The organism is Romboutsia sp., from assembly GCF_051659545.1.
Lineage (GTDB): Bacteria > Bacillota > Clostridia > Peptostreptococcales > Peptostreptococcaceae > JBOFOR01.
Window position 1 is genome coordinate 1 of sequence record NZ_JBOFOR010000037.1, and the last position, 19600, is coordinate 19600.

Sequence of the window (19600 nt, forward strand, 5' to 3'; positions counted from 1 at the left end):
TGATCTTTAAGCTAAAAGAAATATATTATATTAATTTTTTAGAAAATAATGTGGAAAAAAATTTAAGAAATAAAAAATATTTATTAAATAAATATATAGAAATAATAAATGAAATAGAATTAAATCAAGAATGCTACGCTATTAAGGATTTAAGTATAGATGGTAATACTTTAAAAGAATTAGGTTATAAAGGAATTGAAATAGGAAATAAGTTGAATTTTTTACTAGAAGAAGTGATGAAAAATCCAACTTTAAATAAAAAAGATATTCTTATAAATATACTAATGAGTTAATTAAAAAGTAAAAAATAAATAAAGTTAGAAAGCTTATAATGAACAACGAAATTTAAAACATTTATTTTGTTATCAAATAATGCTATAATGTAATGTGATTTTAAAAATGATATCGGAGGTTTAAAATATGAGAGTCGAAGGCCCAATTAAGGTAGATCGAAAAACAAAAAGGCTTGCGAATAGACTTACAGGTGGAGATATAGCAGTTATAAATCATATTGATATTGATGAAGTAGCCGCTAACTCTTTGGTAGAAGGTAAGATAAAGCTTGTAATAAATGCAGCGCCTTCTATAAGTGGAAGATATCCAAATAAAGGACCGGGTATACTAACAGAAAAAAATATACTAATAATAGATAATGTAGGAGAAGAGTTATTCCATTCTTTAATAGAAGGACAAACTATAGAAGTTATAGATGGAAGTATATATAGAGATGGCGAACTTTTAGGAAAAGGAGAGGTACTAGATAGAGAGAACGTATCTACTAAACTAAAAAAAGCCTATGAAAATTTAGCTGTAGAACTGGACAGATTTATAGACAATACTATTGAGTATGCGAAGAAAGAAAAAGGATTTATACTAGGAGAAGTTGAAATACCTTGTGTAAACACAAACTATGCAAATAAGCACGTATTAATCGTTGTAAGAGGACAAGACTACAAACAAGATTTAAGTACTATAATATCTTATATTGAAGAAATGAAGCCTATTTTAGTTGGTGTTGATGGAGGAGCTGATGCTCTTTTAGAGTTTGGATACACTCCAGATGTAATTGTGGGAGATATGGATAGTGTAAGTGATGAAGCTTTAAAGAAAGCTAAAGAAATAATTGTTCATGCATATACCGATGGAAGAGCACCTGGACTAAAAAGAGTGCAAGATTTAGGTTTAGATGCTATAGTTTTCCCTGCACCGGGAACTAGTGAAGATATAGCTATGCTTATTGCCTATGAATATAAAGCAGAGCTTATAGTTGCACTAGGAACTCATTCTAATATGATAGACTTTTTAGAAAAAGGTAGAAAAGGTATGGCAAGTACTTTTTTAGTTAGGTTAAAAATAGGAGCTAAACTTATAGATGCTAAAGGAGTTAACTTACTGTATAGAAGTAAATTAAAAATGAAGTATATATGGGCATTAATAGCTACGGCCTTATTCCCAGTGCTGATACTAGCATCTTTCACACCAAGTGTTAAACAATTTATGCACTTAATGCAATTAAAAATAAAGCTATTATTACAGATGTAAATCAAGGAGGATTAATATGCATATAAATATGAAATATTACATAGTAACAATAGGAGCCATATTTTTAGCCCTAGGGATAGGGATGTTAGTAGGTTTCAATTTAAACTATGATCAAGAATTAAGTAAGCAACAAGCCAGTATTATAGATGATTTAGATAATAAATTTGAAGACTTAAAAATAAGAAATGATAATTTAGAAAAAAGTTTATCTACAGTATCAGGCGATTATGATAAAGCAATAAAATATATAAATGAAAACTCAGATAAATTAATAGTGGATGAGCTTTTAGAAAAAAATATAGGTATAATATCTACTAATCAAAATAACGATTATATAAAGGAAATAAATGAAACAATAGCTAAAGCAGGTGGAAATATTGCTTTTGACATTGTATTAAAAAATAATATTTATAATGAAAAGAAAATAGGAGAGGTATCAACTAAATTAGATTTAAATATTAAAAATACTCAAGATATAATGAAGTATATAGTAGAGTCATTAAAATCAGAAGATGCCAAAGAAAAATTAAAATATCTTGAAGAATTAGATATAATAAAAGTTAATTCTATAGGGGATAATTATATAAATTATGACTCTGTAGTATTAGGTAGTGGAAGTCAAGACAAAAATGTGAATTTTGGAAAAATCGACAAGTTATTATTATCAGCATTAAAGCAAGAAAATAAAAAAATAGTAGCAGTTCAAAAAAGTGAACATAATTCTTCTTATATAGACTTATATAGCAAAGATAAAGTTACAACTGTAGATAATATAGACCAGGGTAGCGGAAAATTATCTTTAGTAATGATTTTAAAAGAAGGTAATATATCAGGAAGATATGGAATTTTAGAAGGTGCAGACAGTATCATACCATACAAGAAATAAAAAAGGAGAGGTAAAAATGAATCCTTATATAAGTATAATAATTCCGGCTTATAATGAAGAGAACAAAATAAAAGATACTTTAGAAAATATAAAAAATATAGACGAAATAAATGAAATAGTAGTAGTTGATGATGGTTCTAGCGATAATACTACTGAAGTTGCTAAAACTGTAAATAGTGACAAAATTAAAGTGTTTAGATTAGATAAAAATAAAGGTAAAGGATATGCTTTAAATTATGGATTAAAAATAGCTATGGAAAATGCAGATATTATAGGTTTTTTAGATGGAGATTTAGGAAGTTCGTCTAGTGAAGTAAAAAAACTTATAACTCCAATACTTAATAATGAAGCAGATGTAATAATTGCTAAGTTTCCTGCTGCAAAGAAAAAGGGTGGATTAGGATTTGTAAAAGGATTAGCTAAAGACTCAGTTTTAGAAATGACAGGGGAAAGTTTAGATGCAACCTTATCAGGTCAAAGAATATTCAAAAAAGAAGTACTAGAAAAATTTGATGAAATACCATTTGGCTATGGAGTAGAAGTTGGTATGACTATAGATATATTAAAGTATGGTTATAAAATAAAAGAAGTACTAGTTAATATGACTCATAGCGAAACAGGAAGAGATTTAAAAGGGTTTATTCATAGAGGTAAACAATATTATCACATAAAGAAAGTTTTAAGACAGAAACGAAAAGAATGGAGGTAGTATCTAAGTGGAAAATTATATACTTTATACTATTTTGCTATTAACGGGGTTACTCGGCACTTATGCTGTAATACCCCTATTTAAAAATTTATTAATAGACAGTAACGTACTAAGGCCAAATTACAAAAAAGATATGATACCTGTAAGTATGGGAATAGTTTTTCTTCCTATGATTATAATCAATGGAATTATATTAGCATTTTTTACAGAAGATTACAGAAATTTACTCTACTTATTTATGTATGTTTTTGGTATAACATCTATGTTCTTTGCAGGAGTTTTAGATGACATAATTGGGAATAGAGATGTAAGTGGACTTAAAGGACATTTTAAAAGTTTACTAAAAGGTAGCTTGACTACAGGTGGATTCAAAGCGTTATTTGGAGGATTTGTAGGTGTTATAATTTCTATAGGAGTGTCTAAAGATATTGTAGATATAATTGTAAATACATTAATAATTGCTTTATCTACTAATCTGATGAATTTATTAGATTTAAGACCAGGAAGAGCTATAAAAGGATATTTATTTATAGTCGCAATAATATTCTTAACTTTAACGGGGTATGTAAAGGCATTACCACTTCTTATAGTTCCAAATGTATTAGCATATTTTAATTATGACTTAAAAGCAAAAGCTATGATGGGAGACACTGGATCAAACGTATTAGGAATATCTATTGGTATATTAGTTATAATGGGATACTCATTAAACGTTAGATTAGCATGGTTAGCATTTTTAGTATTTATACACTTGCTTACAGAAAAATACTCGTTGACTAAGATAATAGAGAATAATAAGCTTTTGAATTTTATAGATAAGTTAGGAAGGTAAAACTATGATAAGTAAAAAAATAGGAATAGTTGAGTCTATAGTAGATCAAAGTGAAGGTCTAGATGATATAAGAGTAAATTTGAATGGAGATATACAAAGAGCATATAACTATACAAAATTGACTGGTGAAATAAACGTAGGAGATGAAGTTGTATTAAATACTACTGCTGTTGAATTAAGTTTAGGAACTGGTGGATATCATTTTGTTATAACTAATTTAAATAATATAGAATCTAACTTTACTGAAGGTGGACATATAATGAAATTAAGATATACTCCACTGCAGGTAAAAGTAGATTCAGTAGAAGAGCAAGATAGTATATATCATGAAAAAATTCAAAATTTCTCCAGCTTAGATAATACACCAGTAGTAGTAGGAACTCTTCATAGTATGCTTACACCTTTTGTAGCATCATACAAAAGGAATAATCCGACTAAAAAATTAGTATATATAATGACTGACGGAGCAGCCCTTCCTATATATCTAAGTAAAAATGTAGATACCTTAAAGAAAAAAGGATTAATAGATAAGACTATAACAATAGGAAGTGCTTTTGGTGGAGACTACGACTGTATAAATATATATACGGCTTTAATAACAGCTAAAGAGATTTTAGATGCAGATTGTATATTTGTAAGTATGGGTCCAGGAATAGCTGGAACTGGAACTAAGTATGGATTTACAGGGATAGAACAAGGATCAATACTAGATGCAGTAGAAAAACTTAGAGGACTACCGGTAGCTATACCTAGAATTAGTTTTGCTGACCAAAGAGATAGACACAGAGGAATATCTCACCACAGTATTACAGTATTAAAAGAAATTGTAAATGTAAGAGTTAATATTCCTATAACTAACTATAATGAAGAAGAAACAAAATACATAAAAAAACAAATTGAAGATAATGGATTACAAGAAAAACATAATATTGTTTATATAAAAAATGACAAGACAAAAGAAGATTTAGACTTTTATGAATTAAAAGTTAGAAGTATGGGACGAAATTACGAACAAGATAAGGAATTTTTTGAGGCTGCGAGTACAGCTGCATATTACTTGATGGAGGTTTGTGATGGTAGTAGAAGAAAAAACCATAAGTAGCGATAGGGTATATACAGGAAAAGTAATCAGTTTAAGAGTAGACACTGTTGAAATTGAAAGACAAGGATATCAAAAGAGAGAGATAGTGGAACATGGAGGAGCTGTAGGAATAGTTGCAATAACTGAGGACAAAGAAATTATACTAATAAAACAGTTTAGAAAACCTCTAGAAAAAGTTTTATGGGAGATACCTGCAGGAAAATTAGAGTTAGGAGAAAATCCTAAAGAATGTGCTATAAGAGAACTTAAAGAAGAAACTGGTTATAGTGCAGGAAATTTAAAATTAATACATAAATTTTTTACATCTCCAGGATTTTCTAATGAAAAAATATATATTTTTTTAGCAACAGATCTTATACTAGGGGAATGTAAGTTTGACTGTGATGAAAATATAGAAATATATAAATTAGGATTAGAAGAAATTAATGAAATGATTCAAAAAAATGAAATTGAAGATGCTAAAACTTTAACTGGAATTTTATTAGCTAAAGAATTAATATAAAAGTCATAACCTCCTCTTTTTGTACATACATATGTTGTAAGGTACAGGAGGAGGTTATAAATTTGAGAAAAACATATAGAAAAAATAATTTTAAAGAATTAAATAAACAAATGATAGTCATAGGAACTATATTTATAATAGCTGTTATAATAGGAGCATATCTAAATAAAATATGGCCTAATTATCAAAATAATATAATAAAAAATCTTAATCCAGCGATAGAGTATTACAATAACTCTAGTATGGAAATTAAAAAAACTATAATATCAAATTTGAAATCAGATGTTGTATTTATGGGCAAAATAAGTGTACTAGCTTCTTTAGTTGTAACGTTTCCAATTGCAATTTTAATGTTTATGCTAAAGGGTGTATCCCTTGGATATACTACAAATAGCATTATATTATCACTAAAATTAAAAAGCATAAAAATGATTTTATTAACAATCACAAAAAATATAATAATTATACCAGGAGCCATAATTCTCATATTAATTTCATTTAATTATGTAAAAGAAATGATTTATGAGTTGAATAAAGGTAAAAAAGATAATATACTATTTTTATTAAAGAGATATTTATTGAATGTAATAATTGTACTAGCTGTAACAGTATTGTTACAATTAATAGTAAATACTATAAGTGTAGGTGTTATTAAGTTCCTAGTCAGATAAAGGAGTTTACTATGGAAATTATAAAGGAATACATAGATTATATAAAAGAAAAAAAGAGATTATCGCAGAATACTGTATCATCTTATTTTATAGACGTTAAGAAGTACATAGAATACTTAGAAGAAAAAGAAATAAAATTAGATGAAGTAGTAGAAAATGATATTATAGGATACCTAATAAAATTAGAAAAAAATAATGTATCTGTAGCTACAGTATCAAGGATGATATCTTCAATAAAGTCATTTCATGATTATTTGTTTTTAAATCGTATAAGCAATAATAATCCGGCTAAAAGTATAAAAAAGCCTAAAATAGAAAAAAACGACTTAGATATATTAACTGAAGAAGAAATAGAAGCATTATTAAATTTTCCAGAACTAAATACTCCGAAGAAAATAAGAGATAAAGCTATATTTGAAGTTTTATATGGAACAGGAATTAAAGTTTCAGAGTTAGTAGAAATGGATTTAGATGATGTGGATTTGGATATGGAATATATATTCTGTAATATTTGCAAAAACCAAAGGGTAATACCATTATCAGATATTACCAAAATATATTTAGAAAAGTATATTAAAGAGTCTAGGCATAAACTTGTAAGTGAATGTGAAAATGCATTGTTTGTAAGTTCTCTAGGGCAAAGGTTTACAAGACAGGGCCTTTGGAAGCTTATAAAAAAACACGCTAGTTTAGCTAATATAAACAAAAATATAAATCCTAGTATGCTAAGACATTCATTTGCAATACATTTACTAAACAAAGGTGCAAATGTAGCTGTAGTAAGTAAAATACTAGGAAATGCCAATTTATCTAGTTTACAATCATATTTAAATCATATAAATAAAAATATTAGAAGAGAAATAAAAGAAAAGCATCCAAGAAAATAAATCATAAGGAGGACATAATTTATGAGTAGAGTAGTATGGGTAATTATTGATAGTGTAGGAATAGGTGAACTACCAGATTCAAATAAGTTTGGAGATAAAGGGGTAAACACTTTAGGTAACATAGTTAAAGTTCATAATGATATAAAAATACCAAACATGATAAAACTAGGTATAGGAAACATAGATGGTGTAGATTTTATAGAAAATATAGAAGAATCAATAGGATGTTTTGGAAAATGTGCAGAGGTTTCTCAAGGAAAAGATACAACTACAGGACATTGGGAAATGACAGGTGTGTTAGTAGAAACTCCATTTAAAACATTTGAAAATGGGTTCCCTAAAGAAATAATAGATGAATTTGAAAAAAGAACAGGTAGAAAAGTTGTAGGAAACAAGCCTGCTTCAGGTACAGATATATTAGATGAATATGGAGAACATCAAATGGAAACTGGAGATGTTATAGTTTATACATCTGCAGATAGTGTGTTCCAAATAGCTGCTCACGAAGAAATAATACCATTAGATGAATTATATAAAATGTGTCAAATAGCTAGAGAAATAATGATGGGAGATAATGCAGTAGCAAGAATAATAGCAAGACCTTATGTAGGAAAAAAAGCAGGGGCATTTGCAAGAACTTCAAACAGAAGAGACTACTCATTAAATCCATTTGAGCCAACGGTATTAGATAATATAAAAAAGAGTGGATTAGATGTTATTGGAGTTGGAAAAATAGAAGATATATTTAATGGTCAAGGTATAACAGAAGCAATACATACTAAAGACAATATGGATGGTGTTAATGAAACAATAAACTACATCAAGAAAGAAAACAAGGGATTGATATTTACTAACTTAGTAGACTTTGATTCTAAATATGGGCATAGAAGAGATAGCAAGGGATACAAGGAAGCATTAGAAGAATTTGATGCAAGAATACCTGAAATAATAGAAACTCTAAATGATGATGATATACTTATAATAAATTCAGACCATGGTAATGATCCAACTTACAAAGGAACAGATCATACGAGAGAGTATATACCAGTACTAGTTTACGGGAAAAATTTAAAGCAAGGTGTAAACCTAGGAATAAGAAGTAGCTTTGCAGACATAGGTGCAACAGTTACTGATATATTAAATGTAACAATGCCTAAAAATGGAACTAGCTTTAAAAATCAAATTACAAAATAATTTAGGAGGATTTGTTAATGGACAATATATTTGAAAAAATACAAGAAAGCGTAGAGTTTATAAATAGTAAAATTAGTAATCAACCTGAGATAGGATTAATATTAGGATCTGGACTTGGTGTCTTAGGAGATGAAATACAAGATGGTGTTAAAATTAAATACGATGAAATCCCTAACTTCCCAGTATCTACAGTTGAAGGACATGCAGGTTGTTTAGTAATTGGACAGCTTGAAGGAAAGCAAGTTGTAGCTATGCAAGGTAGATTTCATTACTATGAAGGATACACTCAACAAGAAATAACTTTCCCTGTGAGGGTTATGAAAGCTTTAGGTGCAGAAACTATTATAGTAACTAATGCAGCAGGAGGAGCTAATAAAAGCTTTAAGCCTGGAGACTTAATGGTAATAAAGGATCACATAAACTTAAGTGGAAATAATCCTTTAATGGGAAGAAATGAAGATAAATTAGGTGTAAGATTCCCAGATATGTCAACAGCATATACTCCAGCCTATGTAAATTTAGTTAAAGAATGTGCAAAAGAGCTAAAAATGAGCATACAAGAAGGTGTTTATGCATTCTTTAGTGGACCAACATATGAAACACCAGCAGAGGTAAGAATGGCACAAATTTTAGGTGCTGATGCTGTAGGAATGTCTACAGCACCAGAAGTAATAGTTGCTTCTCATTCAAAAATGGATGTTATAGGAATATCTTGTATAACAAATATGGCAGCAGGTATACTTGATCAACCATTAGATCATAATGAAGTTATAGAAACTACTCAAAAAGTTAAATCTGAATTTTTAAGCTTAGTAAAAACTGTAGTGAATAAAATATAGTATAAGTAGAATATAAGCTTAATATTAATTTTCAAATTAATATTAAGCTTTTAAGTATTTAACTAAAAATTTAAGGAGAGTTATGATGAGAATTTATGACATAATCAAAAAGAAAAGAGACCATCAAGAACTAACTAAAGCAGAAATAGATTTCTTTGTTGAGAAATATTCAAAAGAAGAAATTCCAGATTATCAAGCATCAGCTTTATTAATGGCAATATATTTAAATAAAATGAATAAACAAGAAACAGTATATCTTACGGAAGCAATGATGAATTCGGGAGACGTAATAGATTTATCAGGAATAGAAGGTATAAAAGTTGATAAGCATAGTACAGGAGGAGTAGGAGATAAAACTACAATAGCTTTAGCACCATTAGTTGCGGCATGTGGGGCTCCTGTTGCCAAAATGTCAGGAAGAGGATTAGGACACACAGGTGGTACTTTAGATAAGTTAGAAGCTATACCTGGATTCTCTATAGAGATGGAATCTAAAAAGTTTATAGACTCTGTAAATGAACATAAAATAGCTGTATGTGGTCAAACTGCTTCAATTGCAGTAGCAGACAAAAAAATGTACGCATTAAGAGATGTTACAGCAACAGTTGATAATATATCTCTTATAGCAGCTAGTATAATGTGTAAAAAATTAGCTTCAGGAGCAAATTCTATATTACTTGATGTTAAAACAGGTGATGGAGCATTTATGAAAACATTAGATGACTCTTTTGAATTAGCAAAAGCTATGGTAGATATAGGTTGTGGAATGAATAGAGAAACTATTGGTATAGTTACAGATATGGATGAACCACTAGGATTTGCAATAGGAAATTCTTTAGAAGTAATAGAAGCAATAGAAACACTAAAAGGAAATGGTCCCAAAGACTTTGTTATGTTATGTGAAACATTAGGAGCTTATATGTTAGTATTAGCTAAAGCTGTAGATAATTATGATGAAGGAATTGAAAAAATTAGGCAAGCTATAACATCAGGAGAAGCTCTTGAAAAGTTAAAAATATTTATAGAAAATCAAGGTGGAGACAAGAGAGTAGTTGATGATTATTCATTGCTTCCTACAGCTACAAAAACAGTATCTATAAAAGCGCCTAAAACAGGATACATTAGCAAAATAGAAGCTGAAGAAGTAGGAATATCAGCGATGATATTAGGAGCAGGTAGAGAAACTAAGGAAGACGTACTTGATTTATCTGCTGGTATAATATTAGAGAAAAAAGTAGGAGACTACGTAAATAAAGGTGATGTATTAGCGTATATGCACCTAAATAAAGAAGAAAAATTAGAATCAGCAAAAGAAAGATTCATAGCTGCATACACTATATCTGATGAAAAAGTAGAACCTAAAAAGTTAATCTATGGTGTTGTAACAAAGAATGAAATAAAAAAAATCTAGAAATATGATTATAAAAAGCCTAACGTGTAAAAAATAACGATAGGCTTTTTTACATTTCAGGAAAACGAAATCTTATAATTTGTTCGACAAATTTGTTGAAAATTTTCAAGCTTAGACTTATAATATAAAGGATATAAATAGATATAAGGAGTAAATTACCCGATGGATATAAAGAAGAGTAAATGGAAAATAGCAGTTGCCATTTCTATTGCAGTAGTAATTTTAATAGGAGTGTTTATATTTACACAAATAGGACCTTATAACAGTAAAAACAAAAAAGACATAATAGTTGAAATTCCAAAAGGGGCTAGTGTCAATGCTATATCAGATGTGCTATACGAAAATGAATTAATAAAAAATAAACAACTATTTAAAATTGTAGTAAAATTAAGCAATAAAGCACAACAATTTAAAGCTGGAAAATATTTACTTAATCAAACGTATTCAAATCAAGATATAGTAGGACTTTTAGCTTCAGGAAAGATATATCATGATGGAATAAAAGTAACTATACCAGAAGGATCAACATCAAAAGAAATAGTATCTATTCTTACTAAGAATAAATTAGGAAAAAAAGAAGTTTATGAGGGTTTAATAAAAAATCCTAAAGAATTATACGAGAAATTTGAGTTTCTAAAAGAAGAAAAAATCACTTCATTAGAAGGATTTTTATATCCAGAAACTTATTATTTCGATGAAGATTCTACAGAAAATGAAGTAATATCAAAAATGTTATCGACGTTTAATGGTATGTACACTGAAAAATTAGTACAAAGACAAAAGGAATTAAAAATGACTTTAAGTGATGTTGTAAACTTAGCATCGATAGTAGAAAAAGAAGCAGTTTTAGATGAAGATAGACCTATAATAGCAAGTGTATTTTATAACAGAATAAAAATAGGAATGCCTCTTCAGTCAGATGCAACGATACAATACACATTTGAAGAAAGAAAAAAGATAGTAACATATAAGGATTTAGAAATTGATTCTCCATATAATAGTTATAAGAATAAAGGTTTACCACCAACACCTATAGCTAGTCCGGGTATTAAGTCTATAGAAGGTGTTTTATATCCTGCAGATACAGATTATATATACTTTGTAGCAAAGTTAGATGGTGGAAATAATTATAGCGTAACTTATGAAGAACATTTAAAAAATGTTAAAGAATATAAGGAACAAAGAGATAAACTAAACCAAAATAAAACTAAGCAATAGAAATGCTTAAATTGCTTGAGGATACAATGAAGATGGATTATGTCTTATAAACTAAGCATAATCCTCTATTAATTTTATTATCACTTAAGGAGTGAATTAAATGAGTAATATAGTAAATAACTTAGTGGAAGAATATATAAGGACTACTTTAAAAGATAAAGAAGGTTTATTAAAAAAATTAGAAGAGTACGCTAATGATTATAATGTACCTATTGTACATAAAGAAGTATCTGAATTATTAAAAGTAATATTAAAAGTACAAAAACCAAAGAGAATCCTAGAAGTTGGATGTGCAATCGGATATTCTTCTATATTATTCGCATCTACACTAGGAGAAGATGTTGAAATAATAACAGTAGAAAGAAATGAAAACATGATAGAAAAAGCTAAAGAAAATATAAAATTAGCTGGATTTGAAAAAAATATAACTATATTAGAAGGAGATGCTGAAGAACTTCTTAAAACTGTAGATGGGAAGTTTGATATGATATTTTTAGATGCAGCTAAAGGTCAGTATCAATTATTTTATGATATGGTTATAGATAAGTTAAAAATCGATGGACTTTTAATATCGGATAATATTTTATATAAAGGTATGGTTGCTCATGACGAATTTGTTATAAGAAGAAAAAAGACAATAGTAAAAAGAATGAGAAACTATTTAGATTATATATGTAATTGTGATTACTTAGATACTTCACTTATACCAATAGGTGATGGAGTAGCTCTTAGCTACAAGATAGATGAGAGAGGTGATGAGTAATGCATAGTGTAGAACTTCTAGCCCCAGCAAAAAATATAGAAGAATTAAAACTATTTATGAATAAGGGTGCGGATGCAGTGTATATAGACTACATGAATAATACAATATCTTGGGATGAACTTGTAAATTCTGTAGAGTTCGCACATAGTATAGGCAAAAAAGTATATATAGCAATAAATGTAGTGCCTCATAATAGCCACTTTAAAGAAATTGAAGATTATCTGAAAAAATTAGAAATAATAAAAATAGATGCTATTATAATAACTGATCCAGGTATGCTTTCAATTGCTAAAAATATAATACCAAATATGGAAATTCACTTAAGTGATCAAGCTAACATAACTAACTATGTTTCAGCTAAGTTTTGGCATGAAGAGGGAATAAAAAGAGTCTTATTATCTAAAGAATTGTCTTGTGATGAAATAGGCGGAGTTAGAGTTAATACACCAATAGATATGGACATAGAAATATTTGTACATGGAGCTATGGGAATATCTCATTCGGGTAGACCGTTGCTTAGTAACTTTATATCAGACAAAAGTAATAATAATAGCCTATTAGAAAAATTAAATAACAAAAGATATAATTTAGTTGAGGAAAAAAGACAAGGTGAATACTTCCCTGTTTATGAAGATGAGAGAGGAACTTTCTTTTTCAACTCAGAAGAACTTTGTATGCTAGAACATATACCTACGTTAATTAAAAGTGGTGTAACTAGTTTTAAAATAGAAGGAAGAATGAAAGATTCAGATTATATAGGAGAAGTTGTCAAAGCCTATAGAATAGCTATAGATGAATTTTATAAAAATCCAAATGAATGGAAATTTAATCCGCAGTGGATGGAATCACTAAAAGAATTAAATAGCAGAGAATACACACCAGGTTTTTATTTAGAAAATCCAAATCAGGATTGTAGTGAAAAATAAAAATACACAATAGAAAACTAGTAAGGAGCAAAAAACATATGAAAAATAAAAAGAGACCACTTATAGTAGGAATAACTGGAGGAACTGGTTCAGGAAAAAGTACAGTTTGTAAATCTATAATAGAAAATATACCAGAAGAAAATATAGCTATATTAGAGCAAGATGCATACTATAAAGATCAAACACACTTAAGCTTTGACCAAAGATTAAAAACTAATTACGATCACCCACTTGCATTTGACAATAAGCTTCTTATAAAACATATAGAAGATTTATGTGAAGGAGGCTCTGTAGAAAAGCCTATTTATGATTATGAACTTCATACAAGAAAAGAAAATGAAACAGTTAGCATAAATCCTAAAGACATAATAATAGTTGAAGGTATAATGATACTAGAAGATGAAGAGTTAAGAGATAAACTGGATATAAAAATATACGTAGATACAGAAGATGATATAAGAATACTTAGAAGAATACAAAGAGATATAAAAGAAAGAGGAAGAACTATTGATTCTGTTATAGATCAATATTTAACAACAGTAAAACCTGCACATGATCAATTTATAGAGCCATATAAAAAGTATGCAGATATAATCATACCAGAAGGTGGACAAAATGAAGTAGCTATAGATATAGTTATAACTAAAGTAAGAGCACAATTAGATTTATAATTATAGTATTAACCCCTTAGTTATTGTCAACAATGACAATAACTAAGGGGTGATTTTTATGTCTAGAAAAAAAGGCACATTAGCAAATGCAATAGGAAGAAGAGCTTATGTTGCACTTGGTATAGGGATAACAATATACGGTCTTTTAATATATAGGCTTTCATACATACAAATTATTCAAGGAAAGATGTATACGGAGAAGTCTCAAAACCAAAGTTTAGAAAAAGTAGATTTAAACAGTGGAAGAGGAATTATATACGACAGAAATGGAAAAAACTTAACTGATATTGATAAAAAAACAATATTAATAGTTCAAAAAGAAAAGCTTATAAAAGACTATAAAATAAGAGGGTTAGTACAAAAAGCAGCAAAAATTAATGATGTAGAGTTATATAAAAATTTAGAAGAGCAAATTTCATCTTCAGTAGTTGAAATAGAAGTTTCTAATATTGATTCGAATTTGAGAAAAGAGCTAAAAGAAAATGATATTTTAGTAGATACAAAAACTTTAAGATACTCTTCTAATGGATTATTAGCAAATACCATTGGATATATTTATAGTACTGATAAAGTAGGTGCTTCAGGTATAGAGAAGAGTTTAGATTATTTACTTAAAGACTCAAATGAAAAATATGTTTCGGCATTTAAGGCTGGTCAATCAGGTAACCAAGGAAATAAAAACTTAGGAATATTAAAAGGTAGCATCAAAACTGTAAAGCAAAGTAAAAATGACAAAAATATTAGACTAACCATAGATAAGGATATTCAACAACAAGTGGAAGATACGGTGAATAAAGAAGAAAATCCAAGTTCAGTTGTAATATCCGATGTAGATACAGGAGAAATATTAGCAATAAGTTCTAGGCCTACCTTTAATCCAAATAATATAGCGCAGTACAACAATAGTACAAAGGGAGAACTTTATAATAGGGCTATTCAAGCAATTTACCCGCCTGGTTCTGTTTTTAAAATAGTTGTATTATATGCAGCTTTGGAATCAGGTGTAATAGATCAAAACTATACTTATAACTGTACAGGTAGTGTAAAGATAGGAAAAGATAATGAAATCTTAAGATGCCATAAATTAGATGGACATGGAATAGAAACTTTACAACAAGCTTTTTCAAATTCTTGTAATCCTGCTTTTTATGATATAGCTAAGAAATTAGGTAAGGAAAAAGTAATAGCAGCAGCTAAAAAATTACATTTAGAAGAGAAGGTTAATATTGGAATATATGAAGAAAAAAATAAAACAATACCAGAAGATATAGCGTTGAGGAACTTAGCAATTGGGCAAGGAAGTATGGGATTTACTCCATTACAAATAAATCAATTAACACAAATTATTGCAAATAACGGAACATACAAGCCTTTGTATTTATTTGATAGTGTAGTAGACACTAATAAAAATATAGTGAAAGTTTTTAAGCAATCAAAAAAAGAAGAAATTATATCACCTTATACTTCTACCATAGTTAAAGAAATGATGAAAGACGTATCTGAAGAAGGTACAGCTAAAGAGCTAAGTGATTTAACTGGGGGTAGTGGCGTAAAAACAGGAACAGCACAGACAACTGTAAATGGTAATCAAGTAACTCATGGTTGGATAACAGGATTTTATCCTAAAAATCAACCTAAATATGCTATAACAGTAATATTAGAAGGAACAGAAAAGAGTAGCAAATCAGCAGTACCTATATTTAAAGAAATATGCGAAAAAATAAATAAAAAATAAATATTAAAAATAAGTAATTTAATTAGGCCACTTTCATATAATTTAAAATGACATGTTAAAATAAGGGGGTGGCCTATTGACGATTCTAAAATCATTTGAAAAACCATTAACCCCTGAAGAAGAAGTTAGTTATTTAACTAAGTTCAAAGAAGATAGAGATGAAAATGCAAAAGAAGTACTCATTGAAAGGAACATGAGATTGGTAGCTCATATAGCTAAAAAGTATAATAATTCTAGTGAAGAGCAAGATGACCTTATATCTATAGGAACTATTGGATTGATTAAGGCGATAGAAACATATAATGCAGATAAGGGAACAAGACTAGCGACTTATGCCTCTAAATGTATTGAAAATGAAATATTAATGAACATAAGAACTAATAAGAAAAATAAGGTTCAAGTGTCGCTTCAAGATCCGATAGGAATGGATAAAGAAGGTAACGAAATCAGTTTGATAGACGTATTAGGAACAGATATTGATTATATACTAGATCAAGTTGAACTAAAGGTTCAAATTGGAAAGCTTTATGAGCACCTAGATAAGATATTGACAAAAAGAGAAAAAGAAATAGTATTACTGAGATATGGTCTTACTACTTGTGGATATAAGACACAAAGAGAAATTGCTCAACAACTCGACATTTCAAGATCTTATGTATCTAGAATTGAAAAAAGAGCTCTTAAAAAATTAAGAAAAGAGTTAAAATCAGAAAAAAGCCTTACTTAAGTAAGGCTTTTTTTGCGTATTAATTTAATATTAAATTAGTTGAAGTCTAATCAAAAACTGACAAAAAAATTAAGAAGAGTATGCTAATATAACCTATATAGTAAAAAAATATATTAATTTAAATATAAATAAAAAAGGATGGTGATTAATGTGACTGATTTATATAAATATGGAGAAATTTTAGGATTAATTAATATTAGCGTAATTATATCAATTACTATTATTTCAATAATATTATATAAAGTCTCTAAAGAAATATCACTTTTAATTACGTTCTGCATATATTCCAGTGAATTGATTTTATACTATTTTTTAGGGATTTATAATTATAAAGATATTGCTAGTATAAGAATTCTAAATGCTTTATGTATTTTTTACTTAATAAAACTAATTGTATTAAGTATATTTCAAAGTAAATTAGAATCAAAAAGAGAGTTTATTGTATTCGTATTTTTAATAAATATAGTCAATTTATTTATTAAAAATATTAGTTGTGAAATTTCGCTACTCATATTGATATTAACAGATATAGTTATACTAAAACAATTTATACTAGATAGAATTAAGAAGTATACGGTACAGCTAAGAGAAAATAAGAAAGAACTTCAACTAAATAAAGAGTACATAGAACAATGGGATACTAAGATATCTCAAGAATATGATTTACAAAGCAAGTACAAAGATGAAATTACAAATTTAAACTATAAAATTAACAAGTCAATAGAAGAAGCAGACATGCCTATATTTATTTTAGATATGAACAAAGAGTATATTTATAGCAACCAATCGTTTGAAACTCTCATAAACCAAGATAAAGTAAAAATAGACAATTTCAATATGTTATCTTATATACAAAAAAAATTTTTAGACAGTGAAGAAATTATAAATGTAATAAAAGATATCACTAATAAAAAACATGCAAATATAACAGTTAAGAGTAAGGACAATAAGATATATAGATTTATATGTACTGCAGATATAATTGAAGAGCAAAGCATAATAATATGTATCTTAAATGATATTACTAAAAGTACTGTAATTCAAAATAAACTAAAAGAAAGTGAAGAAATATATAAAAAGTTAATGGATATACTTAACGAAGGTATAATAATTCATGATGAATCTGATGTGAGTTATATAAACTCTAAAGCATTAGATCTCTTTAATCTTAAGGAATTAAATAGGAATATTAAAGTAGAAGACATAAAAAAAAGCATAAGCAAAAAATATAGACATATTTTTTTAGCAAATTTAGATGCTGTTAAATTAGGCAATAAAGATAAAATAACTAATAAGTTAGAAACAAAAGAAGGAAAAACTATTGAATTTATAAGTACTACATTAAATATTAATGAAAGTAAGATGTTTATTAGTATTGTTGTAGATATAACTAAGTTAGAAAATGCGATTTCGGATATAGAACAGAGTGAAAAAACTTATAAGTTACTTCTTCATACGCTACCAGAAGGTATAATGATAATTGAATCTAAAAGTAAAAAACACAACTATTTAAATGAATCTATGATAGGTATTCTTAAAAATATTGGAGTTGAAAACTTAAATGATTCAATAAAAAAATACATAGATGAATGCCAATATGGTAAATTTAAAAAGTTTACTATAAACTCTAGGAAAAAAGTTGATATAGCTATAGCTATTATAGAACGTAAGGAAGAAGGCAATTTGGTAGTTATAGTTAGAGAACTAGACTGTGAACATAAAATGCAAAAGATCAAAGAAGAATTAAAAAATATAAGTCAAAAAAGTAAATTTAAAACTGAATTTTTATATAATATTGTAAATGATATAAAAGAACCTATTAATGCTATATATACAATAAATAATATTGTTTATAAGAATAAAGAAAAGTATAAATCTGGTTATATTGAAAACTATACAAGACTACTAAAACAAAATTGTTATAGATTAATAAGATTATCTAATAATATTGAAGAAGTTAACAAAATAGAAAATGGAAAGCATAATTTAGATTTAAGAAAATGCGATATAGTAAAATTAGTAAAACAAATAGTTAATATCTCTCAGTCCTATGCTGAAGAAAAAGGAATTGGTATGAGATTTTCATCTAATATAAACAAAAAGATAGTAATAGTGGATGTAGAGAAGATAGAAAAAATAATTTTAAACATTTTATCTAATGCTATTAAATTTACAGATTCAAAAGGAAAAATAGATATAAATATAAACATAGAAAACGAAGAAGTCTATATCTGCGTTAAAGATACTGGAATAGGCATACCAGAAGATAAAATAGACACTATATTTGAAAGTTTTGAACAAGTAGACAGAACTTTATCAAGAGGTGCTGAAGGAACAGGTATTGGTCTTTATTTAGTAAAAAAACTTTCAGAAATACATAATATAAAACTAGATGTAGAAAGCAAACTAGGTGAAGGTAGCGAATTTAAAATTATAATAAATAATGATAATAAATATGTATATGCACAAATAGACGATAAAATATATTCTAGCTTAAGTGATAATGAAAAAATAGAAATAGAGTTTTCAGATATTTATTTTGATATGAGTTCATAAACTTGTAGATTAATTTATGTAACAGAGGAGATATGAGATGTATAATTATATAAATGTAGGTAGTATATCAATTTTTTTGATGTGTTTATATACTATATATGGAAAACATAGGGGTGAAAAAAGTAAATTTAACTATACTATACTATACTTAATTGGATTAATAGTAGGTTATAAAATTGTTTTTGTAGCTCCCCCTAGTTATCTAAATGTTGTAAATCTAAATAGTATATATGAAATATTAATAGTATTGCTGATTATAAAATTAAATTGTAGAAATACAAAAGAATATAACTTAAAAAGATTAAATAGTATAAGTTATGTTGTATGTTTTTTATATATAATCTTGTTGGTTTTTAATATACCGAGTGTATATAATAAATTAATATCCTTATATATGTTGATGACTATTATATATCTTTTTTCAATTTC

General features: G+C 27.5%; 18 protein-coding genes and 1 pseudogene. All 19 read left to right on the forward strand.

All coding sequences use genetic code 11. The features are described 5' to 3' along the window. Positions 1-293: pseudogene (locus ACRC03_RS02135) on the forward strand (hypothetical protein); the annotation flags it as partial. 127 nt (positions 294-420) lie between these two features. Then, positions 421-1542, forward strand: coding sequence for a putative cytokinetic ring protein SteA (gene steA / locus ACRC03_RS02140; protein ID WP_438650906.1), 1122 nt, complete (start codon positions 421-423; stop codon positions 1540-1542). A gap of 16 nt (positions 1543-1558) precedes the next feature. Continuing rightward, positions 1559-2428 carry a copper transporter gene (locus tag ACRC03_RS02145; RefSeq protein WP_438650907.1) on the forward strand — a complete coding sequence of 290 codons (870 nt, stop codon included), beginning with the start codon at positions 1559-1561 and terminating at the stop codon, positions 2426-2428. Between the two features lie 16 nt (positions 2429-2444). Further along, entirely contained in the window at positions 2445-3137 is a 693-nt protein-coding gene (locus tag ACRC03_RS02150) for a glycosyltransferase family 2 protein (RefSeq protein WP_438650908.1), read from the forward strand. A 7-nt stretch (positions 3138-3144) separates the two neighbouring features. Further along, complete coding sequence (locus ACRC03_RS02155; protein WP_438650909.1) at positions 3145-3969, forward strand: glycosyl transferase; 825 nt, start codon at positions 3145-3147, stop codon at positions 3967-3969. A gap of 4 nt (positions 3970-3973) precedes the next feature. Continuing rightward, positions 3974-5071, forward strand: coding sequence for a DUF3866 family protein (locus ACRC03_RS02160; protein ID WP_438650910.1), 1098 nt, complete (start codon positions 3974-3976; stop codon positions 5069-5071). Then, the gene (locus tag ACRC03_RS02165; RefSeq protein WP_438650911.1) at positions 5043-5573 is read left to right on the forward strand and encodes an NUDIX hydrolase; all 531 of its coding nucleotides are present in this window, start codon (positions 5043-5045) and stop codon (positions 5571-5573) included. The genes ACRC03_RS02160 and ACRC03_RS02165 overlap by 29 nt, the downstream gene beginning before the upstream one ends. Before the next feature lie 62 nt (positions 5574-5635). Next, on the forward strand, positions 5636-6244 hold the full coding sequence (locus ACRC03_RS02170; RefSeq protein WP_438650912.1) for a stage II sporulation protein M: 609 nt from the start codon (positions 5636-5638) through the stop codon (positions 6242-6244). 11 nt (positions 6245-6255) lie between these two features. Further along, on the forward strand, positions 6256-7131 hold the full coding sequence (locus ACRC03_RS02175) for a tyrosine-type recombinase/integrase (RefSeq protein ID WP_438650913.1): 876 nt from the start codon (positions 6256-6258) through the stop codon (positions 7129-7131). Between the two features lie 21 nt (positions 7132-7152). Beyond that, positions 7153-8325 (forward strand): phosphopentomutase, encoded by a 1173-nt coding sequence (locus ACRC03_RS02180; protein ID WP_438650914.1) that lies wholly within the window; start codon positions 7153-7155, stop codon positions 8323-8325. 17 nt (positions 8326-8342) lie between these two features. Continuing rightward, positions 8343-9164 (forward strand): purine-nucleoside phosphorylase, encoded by an 822-nt coding sequence (locus ACRC03_RS02185; protein ID WP_438650915.1) that lies wholly within the window; start codon positions 8343-8345, stop codon positions 9162-9164. Between the two features lie 85 nt (positions 9165-9249). After that, entirely contained in the window at positions 9250-10575 is a 1326-nt protein-coding gene (locus ACRC03_RS02190; RefSeq protein WP_438650916.1) for a pyrimidine-nucleoside phosphorylase, read from the forward strand. 162 nt (positions 10576-10737) lie between these two features. Further along, entirely contained in the window at positions 10738-11793 is a 1056-nt protein-coding gene (gene mltG / locus ACRC03_RS02195) for an endolytic transglycosylase MltG (RefSeq protein WP_438650917.1), read from the forward strand. A gap of 100 nt (positions 11794-11893) precedes the next feature. Then, positions 11894-12556, forward strand: a complete 663-nt coding sequence (locus ACRC03_RS02200; RefSeq protein WP_438650918.1) for an O-methyltransferase — start codon at positions 11894-11896, stop codon at positions 12554-12556. Then, on the forward strand, positions 12556-13482 hold the full coding sequence (locus tag ACRC03_RS02205) for a peptidase U32 family protein (RefSeq protein ID WP_438650919.1): 927 nt from the start codon (positions 12556-12558) through the stop codon (positions 13480-13482). Before ACRC03_RS02200 ends, ACRC03_RS02205 begins: the two co-directional genes overlap by 1 nt. A gap of 2 nt (positions 13483-13484) precedes the next feature. Then, a complete protein-coding gene (gene udk / locus ACRC03_RS02210; protein WP_438650923.1) occupies positions 13485-14153 on the forward strand; it encodes a uridine kinase in 669 nt (222 codons plus the stop codon). A gap of 58 nt (positions 14154-14211) precedes the next feature. Continuing rightward, positions 14212-15888 (forward strand): peptidoglycan D,D-transpeptidase FtsI family protein, encoded by a 1677-nt coding sequence (locus ACRC03_RS02215; RefSeq protein WP_438650920.1) that lies wholly within the window; start codon positions 14212-14214, stop codon positions 15886-15888. Between the two features lie 76 nt (positions 15889-15964). Then, entirely contained in the window at positions 15965-16615 is a 651-nt protein-coding gene (gene sigK, locus ACRC03_RS02220; RefSeq protein WP_438650921.1) for an RNA polymerase sporulation sigma factor SigK, read from the forward strand. A 513-nt stretch (positions 16616-17128) separates the two neighbouring features. Then, entirely contained in the window at positions 17129-19171 is a 2043-nt protein-coding gene (locus ACRC03_RS02225) for an ATP-binding protein (RefSeq protein ID WP_438650922.1), read from the forward strand. Positions 19172-19600: the final 429 nt, after the last annotated feature.

Bases quoted from the DNA above. Each gene is read 5' to 3' on its own strand.
- steA (WP_438650906.1), top strand. From the start codon at position 421: ATGAGAGTCGAAGGCCCAATTAAGGTAGATCGAAAAACAAAAAGGCTT.
- ACRC03_RS02145 (WP_438650907.1), top strand. From the start codon at position 1,559: ATGCATATAAATATGAAATATTACATAGTAACAATAGGAGCCATATTT.
- ACRC03_RS02150 (WP_438650908.1), top strand. From the start codon at position 2,445: ATGAATCCTTATATAAGTATAATAATTCCGGCTTATAATGAAGAGAAC.
- ACRC03_RS02160 (WP_438650910.1), top strand. From the start codon at position 3,974: ATGATAAGTAAAAAAATAGGAATAGTTGAGTCTATAGTAGATCAAAGT.
- ACRC03_RS02165 (WP_438650911.1), top strand. From the start codon at position 5,043: ATGGTAGTAGAAGAAAAAACCATAAGTAGCGATAGGGTATATACAGGA.
- ACRC03_RS02175 (WP_438650913.1), top strand. From the start codon at position 6,256: ATGGAAATTATAAAGGAATACATAGATTATATAAAAGAAAAAAAGAGA.
- ACRC03_RS02180 (WP_438650914.1), top strand. From the start codon at position 7,153: ATGAGTAGAGTAGTATGGGTAATTATTGATAGTGTAGGAATAGGTGAA.
- ACRC03_RS02185 (WP_438650915.1), top strand. From the start codon at position 8,343: ATGGACAATATATTTGAAAAAATACAAGAAAGCGTAGAGTTTATAAAT.
- ACRC03_RS02190 (WP_438650916.1), top strand. From the start codon at position 9,250: ATGAGAATTTATGACATAATCAAAAAGAAAAGAGACCATCAAGAACTA.
- mltG (WP_438650917.1), top strand. From the start codon at position 10,738: ATGGATATAAAGAAGAGTAAATGGAAAATAGCAGTTGCCATTTCTATT.
- ACRC03_RS02200 (WP_438650918.1), top strand. From the start codon at position 11,894: ATGAGTAATATAGTAAATAACTTAGTGGAAGAATATATAAGGACTACT.
- ACRC03_RS02205 (WP_438650919.1), top strand. From the start codon at position 12,556: ATGCATAGTGTAGAACTTCTAGCCCCAGCAAAAAATATAGAAGAATTA.
- ACRC03_RS02215 (WP_438650920.1), top strand. From the start codon at position 14,212: ATGTCTAGAAAAAAAGGCACATTAGCAAATGCAATAGGAAGAAGAGCT.